This window comes from Massilia sp. GER05, assembly GCF_052056005.1.
GTDB lineage: Bacteria > Pseudomonadota > Gammaproteobacteria > Burkholderiales > Burkholderiaceae_D > Telluria > Telluria orientalis.
Genome location: NZ_CP178858.1, coordinates 4,737,731 through 4,755,270, shown reverse-complemented (window position 1 = coordinate 4,755,270; position 17,540 = coordinate 4,737,731). Strand labels below are relative to the sequence as shown.

Annotated in this window: 12 protein-coding genes and 3 tRNA genes; 12 read left to right on the top strand and 3 right to left on the bottom strand. The window is 64.8% G+C overall.

The annotated features are described in order from the left end of the window. Positions 1-100: 100 nt before the first annotated feature. From ACL58G_RS21100 to ACL58G_RS21055, 10 genes are all read left to right on the top strand, one after another. Positions 101-187, top strand: a tRNA-Leu gene (locus ACL58G_RS21100). 31 nt (positions 188-218) lie between these two features. After that, on the top strand, positions 219-1,559 hold the full coding sequence (gene tig / locus ACL58G_RS21095) for a trigger factor (RefSeq protein WP_413388542.1): 1,341 nt from the start codon (positions 219-221) through the stop codon (positions 1,557-1,559). Between the two features lie 83 nt (positions 1,560-1,642). Further along, a complete protein-coding gene (clpP, locus tag ACL58G_RS21090) occupies positions 1,643-2,260 on the top strand; it encodes an ATP-dependent Clp endopeptidase proteolytic subunit ClpP (protein ID WP_166861694.1) in 618 nt (205 codons plus the stop codon). 179 nt (positions 2,261-2,439) lie between these two features. Then, positions 2,440-3,708, top strand: coding sequence for an ATP-dependent Clp protease ATP-binding subunit ClpX (gene clpX / locus ACL58G_RS21085; protein ID WP_056129433.1), 1,269 nt, complete (start codon positions 2,440-2,442; stop codon positions 3,706-3,708). Between the two features lie 278 nt (positions 3,709-3,986). After that, a complete protein-coding gene (gene lon / locus ACL58G_RS21080; protein WP_440963041.1) occupies positions 3,987-6,404 on the top strand; it encodes an endopeptidase La in 2,418 nt (805 codons plus the stop codon). A gap of 131 nt (positions 6,405-6,535) precedes the next feature. Continuing rightward, positions 6,536-6,859, top strand: coding sequence for an HU family DNA-binding protein (locus ACL58G_RS21075; protein ID WP_413389115.1), 324 nt, complete (start codon positions 6,536-6,538; stop codon positions 6,857-6,859). A 72-nt stretch (positions 6,860-6,931) separates the two neighbouring features. Continuing rightward, positions 6,932-7,008: transfer RNA gene (locus tag ACL58G_RS21070), tRNA-Asp, on the top strand. Between the two features lie 135 nt (positions 7,009-7,143). Then, positions 7,144-7,220 (top strand) — tRNA-Asp (locus tag ACL58G_RS21065). Positions 7,221-7,302: 82 nt separating this feature from the next. After that, positions 7,303-9,216, top strand: a complete 1,914-nt coding sequence (locus ACL58G_RS21060; protein WP_440963040.1) for a SurA N-terminal domain-containing protein — start codon at positions 7,303-7,305, stop codon at positions 9,214-9,216. A gap of 100 nt (positions 9,217-9,316) precedes the next feature. Continuing rightward, positions 9,317-9,748 carry a GNAT family N-acetyltransferase gene (locus ACL58G_RS21055; protein ID WP_413343670.1) on the top strand — a complete coding sequence of 144 codons (432 nt, stop codon included), beginning with the start codon at positions 9,317-9,319 and terminating at the stop codon, positions 9,746-9,748. A gap of 66 nt (positions 9,749-9,814) precedes the next feature. Here ACL58G_RS21055 and mnmH read toward each other — a convergent pair whose 3' ends face one another. Together mnmH and ACL58G_RS21045 are read right to left on the bottom strand one after the other, a co-directional pair. Further along, positions 9,815-10,942, bottom strand: coding sequence for a tRNA 2-selenouridine(34) synthase MnmH (mnmH, locus tag ACL58G_RS21050; RefSeq protein WP_440963039.1), 1,128 nt, complete (start codon positions 10,940-10,942; stop codon positions 9,815-9,817). Continuing rightward, entirely contained in the window at positions 10,942-11,574 is a 633-nt protein-coding gene (locus ACL58G_RS21045) for an arylesterase (RefSeq protein WP_413388545.1), read from the bottom strand. Before ACL58G_RS21045 ends, mnmH begins: the two co-directional genes overlap by 1 nt. Here ACL58G_RS21045 and ACL58G_RS21040 point away from each other — a divergent pair. Beyond that, entirely contained in the window at positions 11,573-12,292 is a 720-nt protein-coding gene (locus ACL58G_RS21040; RefSeq protein ID WP_413343676.1) for an ABC transporter ATP-binding protein, read from the top strand. The two genes, ACL58G_RS21045 and ACL58G_RS21040, sit on opposite strands and share 2 nt — an antisense overlap. A 4-nt stretch (positions 12,293-12,296) precedes the next feature. Here ACL58G_RS21040 and ACL58G_RS21035 read toward each other — a convergent pair whose 3' ends face one another. Then, positions 12,297-13,793: an NAD(P)H-hydrate dehydratase gene (locus ACL58G_RS21035; RefSeq protein WP_440963038.1), complete on the bottom strand. Its 1,497-nt coding sequence runs from the start codon at positions 13,791-13,793 to the stop codon at positions 12,297-12,299. A gap of 99 nt (positions 13,794-13,892) precedes the next feature. On the opposite strand from ACL58G_RS21035, the gene ACL58G_RS21030 reads away from it, so the two are divergent. Then, complete coding sequence (locus ACL58G_RS21030; protein ID WP_440963037.1) at positions 13,893-17,510, top strand: hydantoinase B/oxoprolinase family protein; 3,618 nt, start codon at positions 13,893-13,895, stop codon at positions 17,508-17,510. Positions 17,511-17,540: the final 30 nt, after the last annotated feature.

Sequence of the window (17,540 nt, the reverse complement as noted above, 5' to 3'; positions counted from 1 at the left end):
AAATATCGGGTTGAAGTTGTAGCCCCTAGACATTGGATTCAGGGCGGCCGGTTTCATTGTCGGGCGCCCTTTGTTTTTGTGGCAAGATCAGCAATCCTGCGCGAGGATGGCGAAATTGGTAGACGCACCAGGTTTAGGTCCTGACGCCAGCAATGGTGTAGGGGTTCGAGTCCCCTTCCTCGCACCACGAACAATTATTTTTTTGGACGATTTTTACAATGGCAACTGCAGTCGAAAACCTGGGTAAACTCGAGCGTCGCTTGACGATCTCTTTTCCGCTGAGCGACGTACGTACGGAAGTTGAAAAGCGCCTCAAGAAGCAGGCCAAGACCGCTCGTGCTCCGGGCTTCCGTCCGGGCAAGGTGCCGCTGAAGATGGTCGCTGCGCAGTACGGCTACCAGATCGAGTCCGACGTGCTGAACGACAAAGTCGGTCAGGCGTTCAGCAGTGCCGCGGACGAAGCGCAGCTGCGCGTTGCCGGCATGCCGAAAATCGAGCCGAAGCAGGACGCACCGGAAGGCATGCTGGCCTTCGACGCGACCTTCGAAGTCTATCCGGAAGTGTCGCTGCCGGGCCTGGAGGGGATCGAGATCGAGACCGTCAAGACCGACGTGACCGATGCCGAGATCGACAAGACCATCGACATCCTGCGCAAGCAGCGCGTGCACTACCACACCAAGGGCGAAGCCGGTGAGCACGGTGATGGCGGCGAGCCGGTCGCAGCGAACGGCGACCGCGTGACCGTCGACTTCGTCGGCGTCATCGACGGCGTTGAATTCCCGGGCGGCAAAGCCGAAGACTATGCATTCGTGCTGGGCGAAGGCCGCATGCTGCCGGAATTCGAAGCCGCGACCGTCGGCCTGAAAGTGGGCGAGTCGAAGACCTTCCCGCTGGCCTTCCCGGAAGACTACCATGGCAAGGACGTGGCCGGTAAAACCGCCGAGTTCACCATCACGCTGAAGAAGCTGGAATGGGCGCACCTGCCGGAAGTCGACGCCGAGTTCGCCAAGACGCTGGGCATCGAAGATGGCAGCATCGAGAAAATGCGCGAAGACATCAAGGTCAACCTGGAGCGTGAAGTCAACGCCCGCATCAAGGCCCGCAACAAGGAAGCCGTGATGGACGCCCTGGTCAAGCACACCGAAATGGACGTGCCGAAGGTCATGATCGAGCAGGATTCGCAGCGCCTGGCCGAGCAGACCCGCCAGGACATGGCCCAGCGCGGCATGGACGTGCAGAGCCTGCCATTCCCGGCCGACCTGTTCGCCACCAAGGCCGAGCGCCGCGTGCGCCTGGGCCTGATCCTGTCGCAGCTGGTCTCGGAGAACAACCTGCAAGCCACGCAAGAGCAGGTGAAGGCCCAGATCGAAGACTTCTCGCAGAGCTACGAAGATCCGAAGGAAGTCCTGAAGTACTACTACAGCGACCGTCGTCGCCTGGGCGAAGTGGAAGCTCTTGTATTGGAAGAAAACGTCGTTAACTATGTGCTCGGCAAGGCAAAGGTGACGACCAAGGACATCGCCTTTGACGAGCTGATGGGAAGCGCTGCACAGGCTTAACTTCCTTGATGAAGCCGTACGACGTTCTTGAGAGAAGTCTGAGATAGTGCGGCTTCGTAACTTTTACAAAGGAATTGACAGGTATGAATCGTAATCCGGCATTGGATACCCAAGCCCTCGGCCTCGTGCCGATGGTGATCGAGCAGAGCGGCCGCGGCGAGCGCGCCTACGACATCTACTCGCGCCTGCTGAAGGAGCGCGTCATTTTCCTGGTCGGCCCTGTCAACGACCAGATGGCCAACCTCATCGTGGCCCAGCTGCTGTTCCTGGAAAGCGAGAATCCGGACAAGGACATCTCGCTGTACATCAACTCGCCGGGTGGTTCCGTGTCGGCTGGCCTCGCCATTTTCGACACGATGAACTTCATCAAGCCCGACGTGTCGACGCTGTGCACCGGCCTGGCCGCCTCGATGGGCGCGTTCCTGCTGGCCGCCGGCGCCAAGGGCAAGCGCTTCTCGCTGCCGAACTCGCGTGTCATGATCCACCAGCCGTCCGGTGGCTCGCAGGGCATGGCGTCGGACATCGAGATCCAGGCCAAGGAAATCCTGTACCTGCGCGAACGCCTGGCCCGCATCATGGCGGACAACACCGGCCAGACGATCGAACAGATCCACAAGGATACCGATCGCGACCGCTTCATGTCGAGCGAAGAGGCCGTGGAATATGGTCTCATCGACAAGGTTCTGACGAACCGCGGCTGAGGGTACACCGCGCGGTTTTCGAGATCGCTTGGTGCACTCGACAACTGTTGCTCAAATACGCCCGGACGCGACAGCGCTTCGGGCGTTTTGTTTTCAAATCGGGTAGCATGGTGTCGTGCGCACTTGTTGCGCCCTCGTATTAGCGTTATATTCATAGCAATTCAACTGAAACCTGCCCCATGTCAGACAAAAAATCCTCTAGCGGCGAAAAACTCCTGTACTGCTCGTTCTGCGGCAAGAGCCAGCACGAGGTCAAGAAGCTCATCGCTGGACCTTCGGTCTTCATCTGCGACGAGTGTATTGACCTGTGCAATGACATCATCCGCGACGAGACCTCGAACGTCGAATCGGTGGCGGGCGCCAAGTCCGACCTGCCGACTCCGCACGAGATCGCCGAACTGCTCGATCAATATGTCATCGGCCAGCAAACGGCGAAGCGCATCCTGTCGGTGGCGGTCTACAACCATTACAAGCGCCTGAAGCACCTGGGCAAGAAGGACGACGTCGAACTGGCCAAGAGCAACATCCTGCTCGTCGGCCCGACCGGTTCCGGTAAAACCCTGCTGGCCCAGACCCTGGCGCGCATGCTGAACGTCCCGTTCGTGATCGCCGACGCGACCACGCTGACGGAAGCCGGCTATGTCGGCGAGGACGTCGAGAACATCATCCAGAAGCTGCTGCAGAGCTGCAACTACGAAGTCGAGAAAGCCCAGCGCGGCATCGTCTACATCGACGAGATCGACAAGATTTCGCGCAAGTCCGACAACCCGTCCATCACCCGCGACGTGTCGGGCGAGGGCGTGCAGCAGGCGCTGCTGAAGCTGATCGAAGGCACGATGGCGTCGGTGCCCCCGCAGGGCGGCCGCAAGCATCCGAACCAGGATTTCGTACAGATCGACACGACGAACATCATGTTCATCTGCGGCGGCGCATTCGACGGCCTGGACAAGATCATCCAGAACCGTTCGGAAAAGAGCGGCATCGGCTTCGCGGCCAGCGTCAAGAGCCAGACGCAGCGTTCCGTCAGCGATATCCTGCTGGAAGCGGAACCGGAAGACCTGATCAAGTTCGGCCTGATTCCGGAACTTGTCGGCCGTCTGCCTGTCGTAGCTACCCTGAGCGAGCTCACGGAAGAGGCTTTGATCCAGATTCTGGTCGAACCGAAAAACGCCCTCATCAAGCAGTATTCGAAACTGCTGGATATGGAAGGCGCCGAACTGGAAATCCGCCCGGCGGCCCTGCACGCGATTGCCAAGAAGGCATTGGCGCGCAAGACCGGCGCACGTGGCCTCCGTTCGATCCTGGAACACGCTCTGCTCGACGTGATGTATGAATTGCCGAGCCAGCAAAATGTCGTGAAAGTCGTCATCGATGAAAATACGATCACGAATGGCGCGAAACCTTTGCTGATTTACAGCGAATCGCCGAAGGCTGCAGGCGAAAATTGAACCAAGCTGAAAAATTTCCGGGCGCAAACACAACAAAGGTATTGAATCGCTGAGTTGAGACGGTACAATCAATCTCAACAAAAGACGGCTTCAATCGAAAAGCCACTCGCGGCCGATGCTGTGAAGTGGCTTTTTTATTTGAATTCAGGACTTTTGTAGAAACGGCTATTATTCGTATCAAGTTAAAGTTTTTTTACTTGTAGAAAATATTTCCGGGCCGGTATTGTGTTTCGACAGTGTGCTCCCACATCGTCTACACGCTTTCTATAAGGTATGCCATGACAACTTCCAAATTGACCGAGCAAATGACGCTGCCCCTGCTGCCCCTGCGCGACGTGGTGGTGTTCCCGCATATGGTGATACCGCTGTTCGTTGGCCGCCCGAAATCCATCAAGGCGCTCGAGGCTGCCATGGAACAGGGTAAGAGCATCATGCTCGCCGCCCAAAAGGCCGCTGCCAAGGACGAACCCTCCGCCGCAGACATCTACGAGATCGGCTGCGTGGCCAATATTCTGCAAATGCTGAAGCTGCCGGACGGCACCGTGAAGGTGTTGGTCGAAGGCGCGCAGCGTGCACGCATCAATCACATCAACGACGGGCCGAGCCATTTCATCGCCGACCTGACTCCGATCAATTCGGAAATCGGCGACGACTCCGAAGTCGAGGCAATGCGCCGCGCGATCGTCCAGCAGTTCGACCAGTACGTCAAACTGAACAAGAAGATCCCGCCCGAGATCCTGGCTTCGCTGGCCGGTATCGACGACGCCGGCCGCCTGGCCGACACCGTCGCGGCCCACCTGCCGCTGAAACTCGAGCAGAAACAGGTCATCCTGGAAATCTTCAACGTCGCCAAGCGCCTGGAGCACCTGCTCGGCCAGCTTGAGGGCGAGCTCGACATCCTGCAGGTCGAAAAGCGCATCCGCGGCCGCGTCAAGCGCCAGATGGAGAAATCGCAGCGCGAGTACTACCTGAACGAACAGGTCAAGGCCATCCAGAAGGAACTGGGCGAAGGCGAAGAGGGTGCCGACATCGAGGAACTCGAGAAGAAGGTCATCGCCGCCAAGATGCCGAAGGAGGCCATGGACAAAGCCCAGGCCGAGATCAAGAAGCTCAAGCTGATGTCGCCGATGTCGGCCGAAGCCACCGTCGTGCGCAATTACATCGACACGCTCGTGTCGCTGCCGTGGAAAAAGAAATCCAAGGTCACGATCGACCTGGAAAAGGCCCAGGAAGTCCTGGAAGCCGACCACTACGGCCTCGACAAGATCAAGGAACGCATCCTCGAATACCTCGCGGTGCAACAGCGCGTCGACAAGCTGAAGGCGCCGATCCTGTGCTTCGTCGGCCCTCCGGGCGTCGGTAAAACGTCGCTGGGCGAATCGATCGCCCGCGCGACGAACCGCAAGTATGTCCGCATGGCACTGGGCGGCGTCCGTGACGAAGCCGAGATCCGCGGCCACCGCCGTACCTATATCGGCTCGATGCCGGGCAAGGTGCTGCAGTCGCTGGCGAAGGTCGGCGTCCGCAACCCGCTGTTCCTGCTGGACGAAATCGACAAGATGGGCGCGGACTTCCGCGGCGACCCGTCGTCGGCCCTGCTCGAAGTGCTGGATCCGGCGCAGAACCACACGTTCTCGGACCACTACGTCGAGGTGGACTTCGACCTGTCGGACGTGATGTTCGTGGCGACGTCGAACTCGTTCAACATCCCGCCGGCCCTGCTGGACCGTATGGAAGTGATCCGCCTGTCGGGTTACACCGAGGACGAGAAGACGAGTATCGCGCAGCGCTACCTGCTGCCGAAGCAGATCAAGGCGAACGGCCTGAAGGATGAAGAGATCAAGGTCGACGAGGCGGCGATCCGCGACATCATCCGCTACTACACCCGCGAAGCCGGTGTGCGTTCGGTCGAGCGCGAAATCTCGAAGATCTGCCGCAAGGTCGTCAAGATGCTGTTGCTCAAGAAGGACAGCAAGCGCGTGATCGTGTCGTCGAAGAACCTGGATAAATTCCTGGGTGTCCGCCGTTACGACTTCGGCGTGGCCGAGAAGGAAAACCAGATCGGCCAGGTGTCGGGCCTCGCGTGGACGGAAGTCGGCGGCGACCTGCTGACGATCGAAGCCGTGCAGGTGCCGGGTAAAGGTGCCGTCATCCGTACCGGTACGCTGGGCGACGTGATGAAGGAATCGATCGAAGCCGCGCGCACCGTGGTCCGCAGCCGTGCGGCGCGCCTGGGCATCAAGAACGAGGTGTTCGAGAAGACCGACATCCACGTTCACTTGCCGGAAGGCGCGACGCCGAAGGACGGTCCGTCCGCCGGTATCGGCCTGACGACGGCGCTGGTGTCGGTGTTCACGGGCATCCCGGTTCGCGCCGATGTGGCGATGACGGGCGAGATCACGTTGCGCGGCGAAGTCCTGCCGATCGGCGGCCTGAAGGAAAAGCTGCTGGCGGCCCAGCGCGGCGGCATCAAGACCGTGCTGATCCCCGAGCAGAACGTGAAGGATCTCGCGGACATTCCTGACAACGTCAAGAACAAGCTCGAGATCGTGCCGGTGCGCTGGATCGAGAAAGTGCTGGAAGTGGCACTGGAACGCCAGCCGGAACCGATCGTCGACGTGCCGGCGGTAGCGGCGTCCTCGTCGTCGGTGACGACCGCCACGAGCGACGGCCAGGGCGGCGTCGTCAAGCACTGAGCCTGCTGGGCAGCGTGACATGCGGCACCTTCGGGTGCCGTTTTTTTATGTCGCGCAGTTGCTCGTGCGTTACTTGACACAACGCATTGTCGGCTTGTTTAATACGCCCTTGCGGTTTTTGCCGACGGTCAATCCGACCCGGTCGTGCAGACCGTGTCCAGAACGCACAACGAGGGAAGAAAGTGAACAAAACTGAACTGATCGAAGAAATCGCGAAGTCTGCGGACCTGACCAAAGCTTCCGCGGCACGCGCCCTCGATGCCATGATCGACGCTGTGACCAACACGTTGAAGAACAACGACAGCGTGACGCTGGTCGGCTTCGGCACGTTCACCGTCGGCGAGCGCGCCGCACGCACGGGCCGCGATCCGCGCACGAAGGAAGCCATCAAGATCAAGGCGGCCAAGGTCCCGAAATTTAAGGCTGGTAAAGCACTGAAAGATGCAGTAAACTAATGCCTCCGCTGCGCTGACACGCAGCAGGACGCTGCTGGATTCCAGTCAGTCGAGTAGTACCCAGTATTTCGTGGAGCGGTAGTTCAGTTGGTTAGAATACCGGCCTGTCACGCCGGGGGTCGCGGGTTCGAGCCCCGTCCGCTCCGCCACGGTTTAGCAGACGTAGTGTTGCCCCTGCGGGCAACACGGTTTAGGGATCGAAGGGAATCGCTTGCAAGCGATTCCGCGGCCGGCGGAACGTCGGCGAGCCCCGTCCGCTCCGTCACCGAAATGCAAAAGAATCTGGAGCGGTAGTTCAGTTGGTTAGAATACCGGCCTGTCACGCCGGGGGTCGCGGGTTCGAGTCCCGTCCGCTCCGCCAGATACTGAAAGAGAGGCGAACCTAGGTTCGCCTTTTTTTTTAAGTTTTTCGATAACGCATTTTCAACCTTGATTGGCTGACCATGTTTGAATTTATCCGTACTCACCAGCGCCTGATGCAGTTCTTCCTGCTGCTGCTGATCGTTCCGTCGTTCGTTCTGGTCGGCGTCAGCAGCTACAACGAACGCGGCAGCAACGATGGTGTGGCGACCGTGGACGGGAAGAAGATCACCCAGCAGGAGTGGGAAGCCGCCCAGCGCCGCCAGCTGGACCAGGCCCGCCAGATGATGGGCGAGCAGTTCGACCAGAAACTGTTCGAGACGCCGGAAGCGAAGCAGGCCGTGCTCGACCAGCTCGTGGCCGAGCGCGCCATCAACGCCGAGATCGTCCGCAACCACCTGACGGTGAGCGACGCCGCGCTGCAGAAGGCGATCCTCGAGATCCAGGCGTTCCGCAAGGAAGACGGCACGTTCGACATGGACCGCTACAAGGCCGCGCTGGCCGCGCAGGGCATGACGCCGGAGATGTTCGACCAGCGCATGCGCCACGACCTGGCCGTGCAGCAGCTCGTCGGTTCCGTGCAGCAGACCGCGTTCGCACCGCGTACCGTCGCCAACCGCCTGTCGGACATCAACGACGAAGAGCGCGAAGTGCAGGAGCAGTTGTTCCCGGCGGCGAACTACGTTTCGCAGGTCAAGGTCACGGATGACATGGTCAAGGCTTATTACGACAAGAATGCGGCGCTGTTCCAGGTGCCGGAATCCGTCAAGGCCGAGTACGTCGTGTTCGATGCGTCCGCCGTCGAGAAGCAGGTCAACGTGTCCGACGCCGAAATCGCCGACGCGTACAACAAGAACAAGGCGCGCTTCACCACGCCGGAAAAGCGCACCGCCAGCCACATCCTGATCAACGTGAAGAAGGGCGCCTCGGCCGCCGAGGACGCCGCCGCGAAGGCCAAGGCGCAGGCGATCCTGGATGACGTGCGCAAGAACCCGAACGACTTCGCGAAGATCGCCAAGGCGCAATCGCAGGATCCGGGCTCGGCCGAGCTGGGCGGCGACCTGGGCGTCGTGCAGAAGGGCGTGTTCGTCAAGCCCGTCGAAGACGCGATCTACGGCCTGAAGGAAGGCGAAGTCAGCGGACTCGTCCGTTCGGAATTCGGCTACCACATCATCAAGATCACGAAGATCGTGCCGGAAACCCAGAAGTCGCTGGAAGAGGCGAAGCCGGAGATCGCTGCCGAGCTCAAGAAGGCGAAGATGTCGGCCAAGTACACCGAGCTGGCGGAAACCTTCCGCAACACCGTGTACGAGCAGTCGGACAGCCTGAAGCCGGTCGCCGACAAGCTGGGCCTGACGATCCAGACCGCCGAAGGCCTGACCCGCGCGCCGAACCCGGCCCTGGGCCCGTCGCCGGTCAACAATCCGAAGTTCCTGGAAGCGATCTTCGGCAGCGACGCGGTGAAGAACAAGCGCAACACGGACGCCGTCGAAGTGGCGCCGGGTACGCTGGTCGCAGGCCGCGTCGTGGAATTCAAGCCGACGACCAAGCGTCCGCTGGCCGACGTCGAAGCCGCCATCCGCCAGCGCGTGACGCAGGAAGAAGCGGCCAAGCTGGCACGCCAGGCCGGCGAAGCGAAACTGGCCGCCGCCAAGGCATCGGGCGATACCGCCGGCTTCGGCGAAGCGAAGATCGTGGCGCGCACGAAGCAGCCGACGATCAACGAAACGGCCGCGGTCGCCGTGCTGAAGGCGGACGCGAGCAAGCTGCCGGCCTATGTCGGCGTCGACATCCCGGGCGTGGGTTATGGCGTCTACCGCATCAACAAGGTAAGCCAGCCGGCCCAGCCGGACGTGGCGCGCCGCAAGCAGGAAGCGGAACAGATCGGCCGCGCCGTCGGCAATGCCGAGACCTATGGCTTCGTCGAAGCGCTGAAGCACAAGGCGAAGGCGAAGATCAACGTCAAGCCTGCCGATCTCGGCGCGAAGTCCGAGTAAATCCGGACGCGTCCTCGACAGCCCGGCCGCGCGAGCGGACCGGGCTTTTTCTTTGCGACACCGCTACAATCGCGATTCGATCCACAACGCAAGGACAACCATGACCGTGACCTGGACTGATACGCTCGACGCTATCGATTGGAACGAGCTTTCCGAGCTGTACCGCAAGGCGCCGCTCGGGAACAAGTCGCCGGAGCGCCTGAAAACCGTGTTCACGAACAGCATGTTCCGCCGGTTCGGCTACGAGGACGGCGTGCTGGTCGCGGCCGGACGCGCGCTGGCCGACGGCCTCGACTGTTCCTACATCTGCGACGTGGCGATCCTGCCCAGCCACCAGGGACGCGGCCTGGGCGACGCGCTGATCGCGCACCTGGTCGAGCTGTCGCGCGGGCACGCGAAGATCATCCTGTATTCGGTGCCCGGCAAGGAGGGGTTCTATGCGCGCTACGGCTTCCGGCGCATGGCGACGGCGATGGCCGTGTTCCAGGACCAGGACAAGGCCGCGTCACAGGGTTATCTGGCGGCGGAATGAATGCGGTGGGGCGTCGCGGCGAATGCCGCGTTGCGGGCAGGTTGGGCGCCCCCCCCGCCCACGCGTTCAACCGACCGGACGGTCGTCCGGCATCTCGAGGGCGCCTATGTCCGTCGAGCGCGTGGGCACGGTGTGCCCGCCCTGGGTATGGAGGTGCCGCGCCGCCGCGATGAAGTCGTCCTTCGAGATGCCCGGCAGGGTCAGCGTCTCCGCCTTCGGGTACTGCACGAAGTTCCGGTCGATCGAGCGCAGGTAGGCCGGGTCGTAGTGCTCGACGAGCAGTTGATCCACAAGTTCCGGCATCTGTCCCGTATTGGCCATCTGCTGCCACGTTTCGATGCGCGCGCAGCCGTGCAGCTGCACCAGATGGTCGAGCTGCGCATTCAGCGCGCCGGGGTCGGCGCAGAAGTGGTGGTAGTCTTCCATCAGCAACTGCACGCGGAGGGAACGGCCCAGCTGGAGCGAAATGCAGGGTGAGGCGCGCATGCGTTCCATGACCGCTTCCGGCACGCGCAGGTTGCCCACCTTCTTGCTCTCCGATTCCACGAACACGGGCCGCGACGGATCGAAGCGGCGCAACTTGTCCCAGATGCGCGTCTCGAACATCTTCTGGCTCGGCTGCGGCTCGCCCGGCAGGTGGCCGAGGACGGAGCCGCGGTGCGCGGCGAGGCGCTCCAGGTCGAGCACCTGCGCGCCGATGGCGTCCAGCGTTTCGAGCAGGCGGCTCTTGCCGCTGCCCGTCGTGCCGCAGATGACGCGGAAATCGAGCGGAGGCGGGTTTTCCAGCGCGGCCGCGACGTAGGCGCGATAGGCCTTGTAGCCGCCGTCGAGCTGCACGACGGGCCAGCCGATCTTGGCGAAAATGAGCGCCATCGAGCCGCTGCGGTTGCCGCCGCGCCAGCAGTAGACGAGCGGCTTCCAGTCCTTCGGCTTGGCGGCGAACAGCGTCTCGATGTGGCGCGCGATGTTCTGCGCGACGAGCGGGGCGCCGATCTTCTTCGCCTCGAAGGCGCCGACCTGCTTGTACGTGGTGCCGACGAGGACGCGCTGCGCGTCGTCCAGCGTGGGACAGTTGATGGCGCCCGGGATGCGGTCGAGCGCGAACTCGGACTCGCTGCGCGCGTCGATGATGGTGTCGAACTGGTCGAGCACGGGCAGGACGTCGTCGACGCCGAGGACTGCAGGGTATTTCATTATCGTTTGACGAGAGGCGCGAATTGCGGCCAGATGTTGTTGAGGATGGTCGGGTGGGCGGTCGCGAGCGGGTGCATGCGGTCGGCCTGGAAGTTGGCCGCGTCCTGCGCGACGCCGTCCAGCATGAACGGCACCAGCGGCACTTTGTAGGTGCCTGCGAGGTCCTTGTACATGCCGGCGAAGCGTTCCGTGTAGGCGCGGCCGTAGTTGGGCGGCATGCGCATGCCGACGAGCAGGACTTTAGCCCTGTTCCGCTGCGCGAGCTGGATCATCGTGCGCAGGTTGTCCGCGGCGGCCGGCACCGGCAGGCCGCGCAGGCCGTCGTTCGCGCCCAGTTCCAGCACGACGACGTCCGGCCTGTGCCGCTGCAGCAGGGCAGGCAGGCGGGTGCGGCCGCCGCTCGTCGTCTCGCCGCTGATGCTGGCGTTGACGATGCGGGCGTCGATCTTCTCGGCCTTCAGGCGCTGCTCCAGCAGGGCGACCCAGCCGGTGCCGCGCGCGAGGCCGTATTCGGCGGACAGGCTGTCGCCCACCACGAGCACGGTTTTTGGGGCAGAATAGGCGCTCCCCGCCGCGGCCATGCCAAGAACCGCGACGGCAGCGATCGTCCATTTCCTGAGTAAAGCAAGCATGCGTGATATTCCCGAGGCGTCAAAAGGCAGTTCAAGTGTGAGCGGAACGGCAAGGCCGGCCATCGAGGTCCGCGGCCTGTCGAAGCGCGTGGCGGATGCCAGCGGCGAGCTCACCATCCTGCACGAGGTGGATTTTACCGTGCAACCGGCCGAGACGCTCGCCCTCGTCGGCGCTTCCGGCTCCGGCAAGTCCACGTTGCTCGGCCTGCTGGCCGGCCTCGATACGCCATCGTCGGGCCAGGTCCTGCTCGACGGTACGGATATCTTCGCCCTCGACGAGGATGGCCGCGCCGCGTTCCGCAAGGCGAAGCTGGGCTTCGTGTTCCAGTCGTTCCAGCTGCTCGCGCACCTGAACGCGGTGGAAAACGTGATGCTGCCGCTGGAATTGCGGGGCGATGCGGATGCCCGCGCAAAAGCCGAGGCGATGCTGGGCCGCGTGGGGCTGTCGAGCCGCCTGCGCCACTATCCGAAGTACCTGTCGGGCGGCGAGCAGCAGCGTGTTGCGCTGGCCCGCGCTTTCGTCACCGAACCGCCGCTGCTGTTCGCGGACGAGCCCACGGGCAGCCTCGATGCCGCCACCGGCGAAGCCGTCATCCAGCTGATGTTCGAACTGAATCGCGAGCGCGGCTCGACCCTCGTGCTCGTCACCCACGATCCCGCCATGGCCGCGCGCTGCGGCCGCACGCTGACGATCGCCGCGGGCCGCCTGGCCGTCTGAGCGTCTACGCGAGCGCGGCGTCGGCCACGAGCGCATTCAGCTCGGCACGGATCGCACGCGGCAGCTCGCCCGCCGTGAGGCCGATCGGGCCGACGCCGCTCGCCACGAGCCGGTCGGCCGCCGCGCCGTGCAGCCACGTCGCCGCCAGCGCCGCTTCCCAGGCGGGCCAGCCCTGGCCCAGCAGGGTGCCGACGAGGCCCGCCAGCACGTCGCCCGTGCCACCCGTGGCAAGGCCCGGATTGCCCGTCGCATTCAGCGCCACTTCACCGTCTGGCCGCGCGATGACGCTGCCCGCGCCTTTCAGCACGACGACGGCATCCAGACGCTGCGCCAGTTCGCGCGCATGTTCCAGCCGGTCGGCCTGCACGATGGCGGCCGTCACGCCCAGCAGGCGTGCGGCTTCCAGCGGGTGCGGCGTGATGACCACGTCGCCGTCGTGCGCGGCCAGGCGGGCGGCCAGGTCGGGGCTGGCCGCGCACAGGTTCAGCGCGTCCGCATCGACCACGAGCGGCCCCGTGCCGTCGACGACTTTCGACAGCAGGTGCGTGGCGCCGGCGGAATCGCCCATGCCCGGACCGGCGACGACCGTGCGGCCGTCGAACGCGAAGCCCCCCGCGTCGCGGAACATGATCTCCGGCTGCAGCGGGTCGAGGCTCGGTCCCGGATCGACGGCCGCCACGAACACGCGGCCCGCGCCCGCATACAGCGCCGCGCGCGCCGCCAGGATGCCGGCACCCGCCATCCCGCGCGCGCCGCCCAGCACGGCGACGTCGCCATAGGTGCCCTTGTGCGAATTGTTGCGGCGCGGCGCGAGACAGCCCGCGAACAGTGCGGGCGCGTTCAGGCGCGCGTGCGCGGCTTCCGTGTGCAGGCCATGTGCACCGAGGCGGTTGACGTGAACGCGGCCCGCGTGGTCGCAGCCGTCGCCCGTGTGCAGGCCCGGTTTGTCGCCGAGGAAGGTGATCGTATGCGTGGCGCGCACGGCGATGCCGTCCGGGCCCACGACGCACCCCGTGTCCGCATCGAGGCCGCTCGGCACGTCCAGCGCGAGCACCGGACACGTCATGCCGTGCGTGCGTTTGACGAGCGCGCGCGCCTCGCCCGCGAGCGGACGCGCGAGGCCGATGCCGAACAGGCCGTCGACGACGAGGCAGCAGCCATGGCAGTCCGCGAGGTCCGCCACGAAGCGCGCCCGGCTGGCCTGGGCCCGCGCGAGGGCGTGCCGGGTTTCGGGCGACGGCGCCGGGCCGGCGAGGTGGACGATGTCCACGTTCGCGCCGAAATTGGCCAGGTTCGCGGCCACTTCCAGCGCATCGCCGCCGTTGTTTCCGGGGCCGGCCAGCACGAGGATGCGGCCCGTCGGCAGGCCGCCGAGCAATTCGAGCGCATACGTGGATGCGGCCTCGCCGGCGCGTCGCATCAACGTGCCCGGCGGGAGCTGCGACTGCGCGGCCTGTTCGATGGCGCGGATCTGCGCGACGCTGTAGAGCGGATTGTCCATGGCGGTTCCAGGCGTGAGGGTTGCGAAAACTGCATTGTCGCCAAAATCGGCGCCGCGCGCGACTACAATAGCCGCTCGATGACATACTGGGGGCATACGATGGATTGGCAGTTCTGGATCGACCGCGGCGGTACGTTCACGGACATCGTGGCGCGCCGGCCCGACGGCGTCCTCGTGACGCACAAGCTCCTGTCGGATAATCCTGAACAGTACCGGGACGCGGCCGTGGCCGGCATCCGTCACCTGCTCGGCCTGGCGCCCGGCGCGCCGATCCCCGCCGGACGGGTGGACGCCGTCAAGATGGGCACGACGGTCGCGACCAATGCGCTGCTGGAGCGCAAGGGCGAACCCACCGTGCTCGCGATCACGCGGGGTTTCCGTGACGCGTTGCGCATCGCCTACCAGAACCGTCCGCGCCTGTTCGACCGCCACATCGTGCTGCCCGAGCTGCTGTACGGCCGCGTGATCGAAGTGGACGAACGCATCGGCGCCCACGGCGACGTCGTCGTGCCGCTCGACGAAGCGGCCGCGCGGCGCGACTTGCAGGCCGCGTACGACACCGGCATCCGCGCGCTCGCCATCGTGTTCATGCACGGCTATCGCTACCACCAGCACGAGGAAGCCGTCGCGCGCATCGCCCGCGCCATCGGCTTTACGCAGGTGTCCGTGTCGCATGCGACGAGTCCCCTCATGAAACTCGTGGCGCGGGGCGACACCACGGTCGTCGACGCTTACCTGTCGCCGATCCTGCGCCGCTACGTGGACCAGGTGGCGTCCGAGCTGCCGGGCGTGAATTTGCAGTTCATGCAGTCCAGCGGCGGCCTGGCGGACGCGCGCGCCTTCCACGGCAAGGACAGCATCCTGTCCGGTCCGGCCGGCGGGATCGTCGGCATGGTGCGCGCGAGCCGCCTGGCCGGCTTCGAGCGCATCATCGGCTTCGACATGGGCGGCACGTCGACGGATGTGTCGCACTATGCGGGCGAGTTCGAGCGCGTGTTCGAGACGCAGGTGGCCGGCGTGCGCATGCGCGCGCCCATGATGAGCATCCACACCGTCGCCGCGGGCGGCGGCTCGATCCTGCATTTCGACGGCAGCCGCTACCGCGTGGGGCCGGACAGCGCCGGCGCGAATCCGGGGCCCGCGAGCTACCGGCGCGGCGGACCGCTGGCCGTCACGGACTGCAACGTCATGCTCGGCAAGATCCAGCCGCAGCACTTCCCGCGCCTGTTCGGACCTGGTGCGGACCAGCCGCTCGACGCCGCCGCCGTGCGCGCGGGCTTCGAAGCGATGGCCGACGACGTCGAACGCGCGACGGGGACGCGGCCGCAGCCCGAAGCCGTCGCCGAGGGCTTCATCCGCATCGCCGTGGGCAATATGGCGAACGCGATCAAGCAGATCTCGGTGCAGCGCGGACACGACGTCACGGACTACGCACTCGCGAGCTTCGGCGGCGCGGGCGGCCAGCACGCCTGCCTCGTCGCGGACGCACTGGGCATGAAGACGGTGTTCATCCATTCGCTGGCGGGCGTGCTCTCGGCCTATGGCATGGGCCTCGCCGACCAGGGCGCGATGCGCGAGCGAGCCGTCGAACGCCGGCTGGACGACGTCGGACCCGATGCCCTGGCGGCCGAGCTGGATGTGCTGGCGGACGCGGCGCGGGCCGACCTCGCGGCGCAGGGCGTGGCGCCGGAGCGCATCGACGTGCTGCGCCGCGTGCACCTGCGCTACGAAGGCACCGATTCCGCCATCGTCGTGCCGGATGGCGACCGCGCCGCGTTGCAGGCGCAATTCGAGCAGGCCTACCGCAGGCGCTTTTCCTTCCTGATGCCGGGCAAGGCGCTCGTCGTGGAAGCCGTGTCGGTGGAAGCGCTGGGTCACTCCGATGCGCCGCCCGAGCGGCAGGTGGACGCCGTTGCGCGCGTCGGCGCCGCGCCGGTGTTCGAGACGGTAAGGATGGTTGCGGACGGCGCGTGGCGCGACACGGGCGTGTACCGCCGCCAGGACATCGCGCCGGGCGACGTCATCGACGGCCCGGCCATCATCGCGGAAGCGAATGCGACGACGATCGTGGAGTCGGGCTGGCGCGCCGAGGTCACGGCGTACAACCACCTCGTGCTGCGCCGCGTGCACGCGCTGCCGCAGCGCCACGCGATCGGCACGACGGTCGATCCGGTGATGCTGGAGATCTTCAACAACCTGTTCATGTCCATCGCCGAGCAGATGGGCCTGCGCCTGCAGAACACGGCGTACTCCGTCAACATCAAGGAGCGCCTGGACTTCAGCTGCGCCATCTTCGACGCCGACGGCAACCTCGTCGCGAACGCGCCGCACATGCCCGTGCACCTCGGGTCGATGGGCGAGAGCATCAAGGCCGTGATGCGCAAGAACGCGGGGACGATGAAGGCGGGCGACGTCTACGTGCTGAACGACCCGTACAACGGCGGCACGCACCTGCCCGACGTGACGGTGATCTCGCCCGTGTTCGACGCGGCGGGCCGCGACATCCTGTTCTACGTGGGTTCGCGCGGCCACCACGCGGACATCGGCGGCACGACGCCGGGATCGATGCCGCCCGACTCCACGCACATCGAGGAGGAGGGCGTCCTGATCGACAATTTCAAGCTGGTCGACGGCGCGGACGGCGTGCTGCGCGAGGCCGAGACCCGCGCCTTGCTGGCCGGCGCACGCTGGCCCGCGCGCAATCCGGACCAGAACCTGGCCGACTTGCGGGCCCAGGTCGCGGCGAACCAGAAGGGTGTCGACGAGCTGCGCAAGATGGTCGCCTTCTACGGCCTGGACGTCGTGCGCGCCTACATGGGGCACGTGCAGGACAATGCCGAGGAAGCCGTGCGGCGCGTGATCACGGCGCTGCAGGACGGGCACTTCGTCGACGAGCTCGATAACGGCGCGCGCATCGAAGTCACGATCCGCGTCGACCGCGCGGCGCGCAGCGCGGAGATCGATTTTACGGGCACATCGGGCCAGCTGCCGAACAATTTCAATGCGCCATCCGCCGTGTGCATGGCGGCGGTGCTGTACGTGTTCCGCACGCTGGTCGACGACGAGATCCCGCTCAACGCCGGCTGCCTGAAGCCGCTGAAGGTGATCATCCCGCCGGGCTCCATGCTCGATCCGCACTATCCGGCGTCGGTCGTGTCGGGCAACGTGGAGACGTCGACGTGCATCACGAACGCGCTGTACGGCGCGCTCGGCGTGATGGCGGCGGCGCAGGGCACGATGAACAACTTCACGTTCGGGAATGCGCACTACCAGTATTACGAGACGATCTCCGGCGGTTCGGGCGCGGGCCCGGGCTTCGACGGCACGGACGTCGTGCAGACCAATATGACGAATTCCCGGCTGACGGACCCGGAGATCCTGGAATTCCGTTTCCCCGTGCGGCTGGAGAGCTATGCGATCCGCGCCGGTTCCGGCGGGGTGGGGCGCTGGCACGGCGGGAACGGCGGCGTGCGGCGCATCCGCTTCCTCGAACCGATGACGGCCGCGATCCTGTCCAACAACCGCGTGCATGCGCCGTTCGGCGTGGCCGGCGGGGCGCCGGGCGCGCGCGGGCGCAATCGCGTCGAGCGGGCCGACGGACGCGTCGAGGAGCTGGGCCATATCGGCAAGGTGGACATGCAGGTTGGGGACGTGTTCGTCATCGAGACGCCGGGCGGGGGCGGGTATGGCAAGGCGGCAGGTATGCCGATTTCGTAAGTTCCCATATGAAATCGGAATTGTTCTTCG

What these genes read in the sequence shown, in the direction of transcription:
- ACL58G_RS21055 (WP_413343670.1), top strand. Translation starts at nt 9,317, where the DNA reads ATGACCGTGACCTGGACTGATACGCTCGACGCTATCGATTGGAACGAG.
- lon (WP_440963041.1), top strand. Translation starts at nt 3,987, where the DNA reads ATGACAACTTCCAAATTGACCGAGCAAATGACGCTGCCCCTGCTGCCC.
- ACL58G_RS21040 (WP_413343676.1), top strand. Translation starts at nt 11,573, where the DNA reads ATGCGTGATATTCCCGAGGCGTCAAAAGGCAGTTCAAGTGTGAGCGGA.
- ACL58G_RS21045 (WP_413388545.1), bottom strand. Translation starts at nt 11,574, where the DNA reads ATGCTTGCTTTACTCAGGAAATGGACGATCGCTGCCGTCGCGGTTCTT.
- ACL58G_RS21035 (WP_440963038.1), bottom strand. Translation starts at nt 13,793, where the DNA reads ATGGACAATCCGCTCTACAGCGTCGCGCAGATCCGCGCCATCGAACAG.
- ACL58G_RS21060 (WP_440963040.1), top strand. Translation starts at nt 7,303, where the DNA reads ATGTTTGAATTTATCCGTACTCACCAGCGCCTGATGCAGTTCTTCCTG.
- mnmH (WP_440963039.1), bottom strand. Translation starts at nt 10,942, where the DNA reads ATGAAATACCCTGCAGTCCTCGGCGTCGACGACGTCCTGCCCGTGCTC.
- clpX (WP_056129433.1), top strand. Translation starts at nt 2,440, where the DNA reads ATGTCAGACAAAAAATCCTCTAGCGGCGAAAAACTCCTGTACTGCTCG.
- tig (WP_413388542.1), top strand. Translation starts at nt 219, where the DNA reads ATGGCAACTGCAGTCGAAAACCTGGGTAAACTCGAGCGTCGCTTGACG.
- ACL58G_RS21030 (WP_440963037.1), top strand. Translation starts at nt 13,893, where the DNA reads ATGGATTGGCAGTTCTGGATCGACCGCGGCGGTACGTTCACGGACATC.
- clpP (WP_166861694.1), top strand. Translation starts at nt 1,643, where the DNA reads ATGAATCGTAATCCGGCATTGGATACCCAAGCCCTCGGCCTCGTGCCG.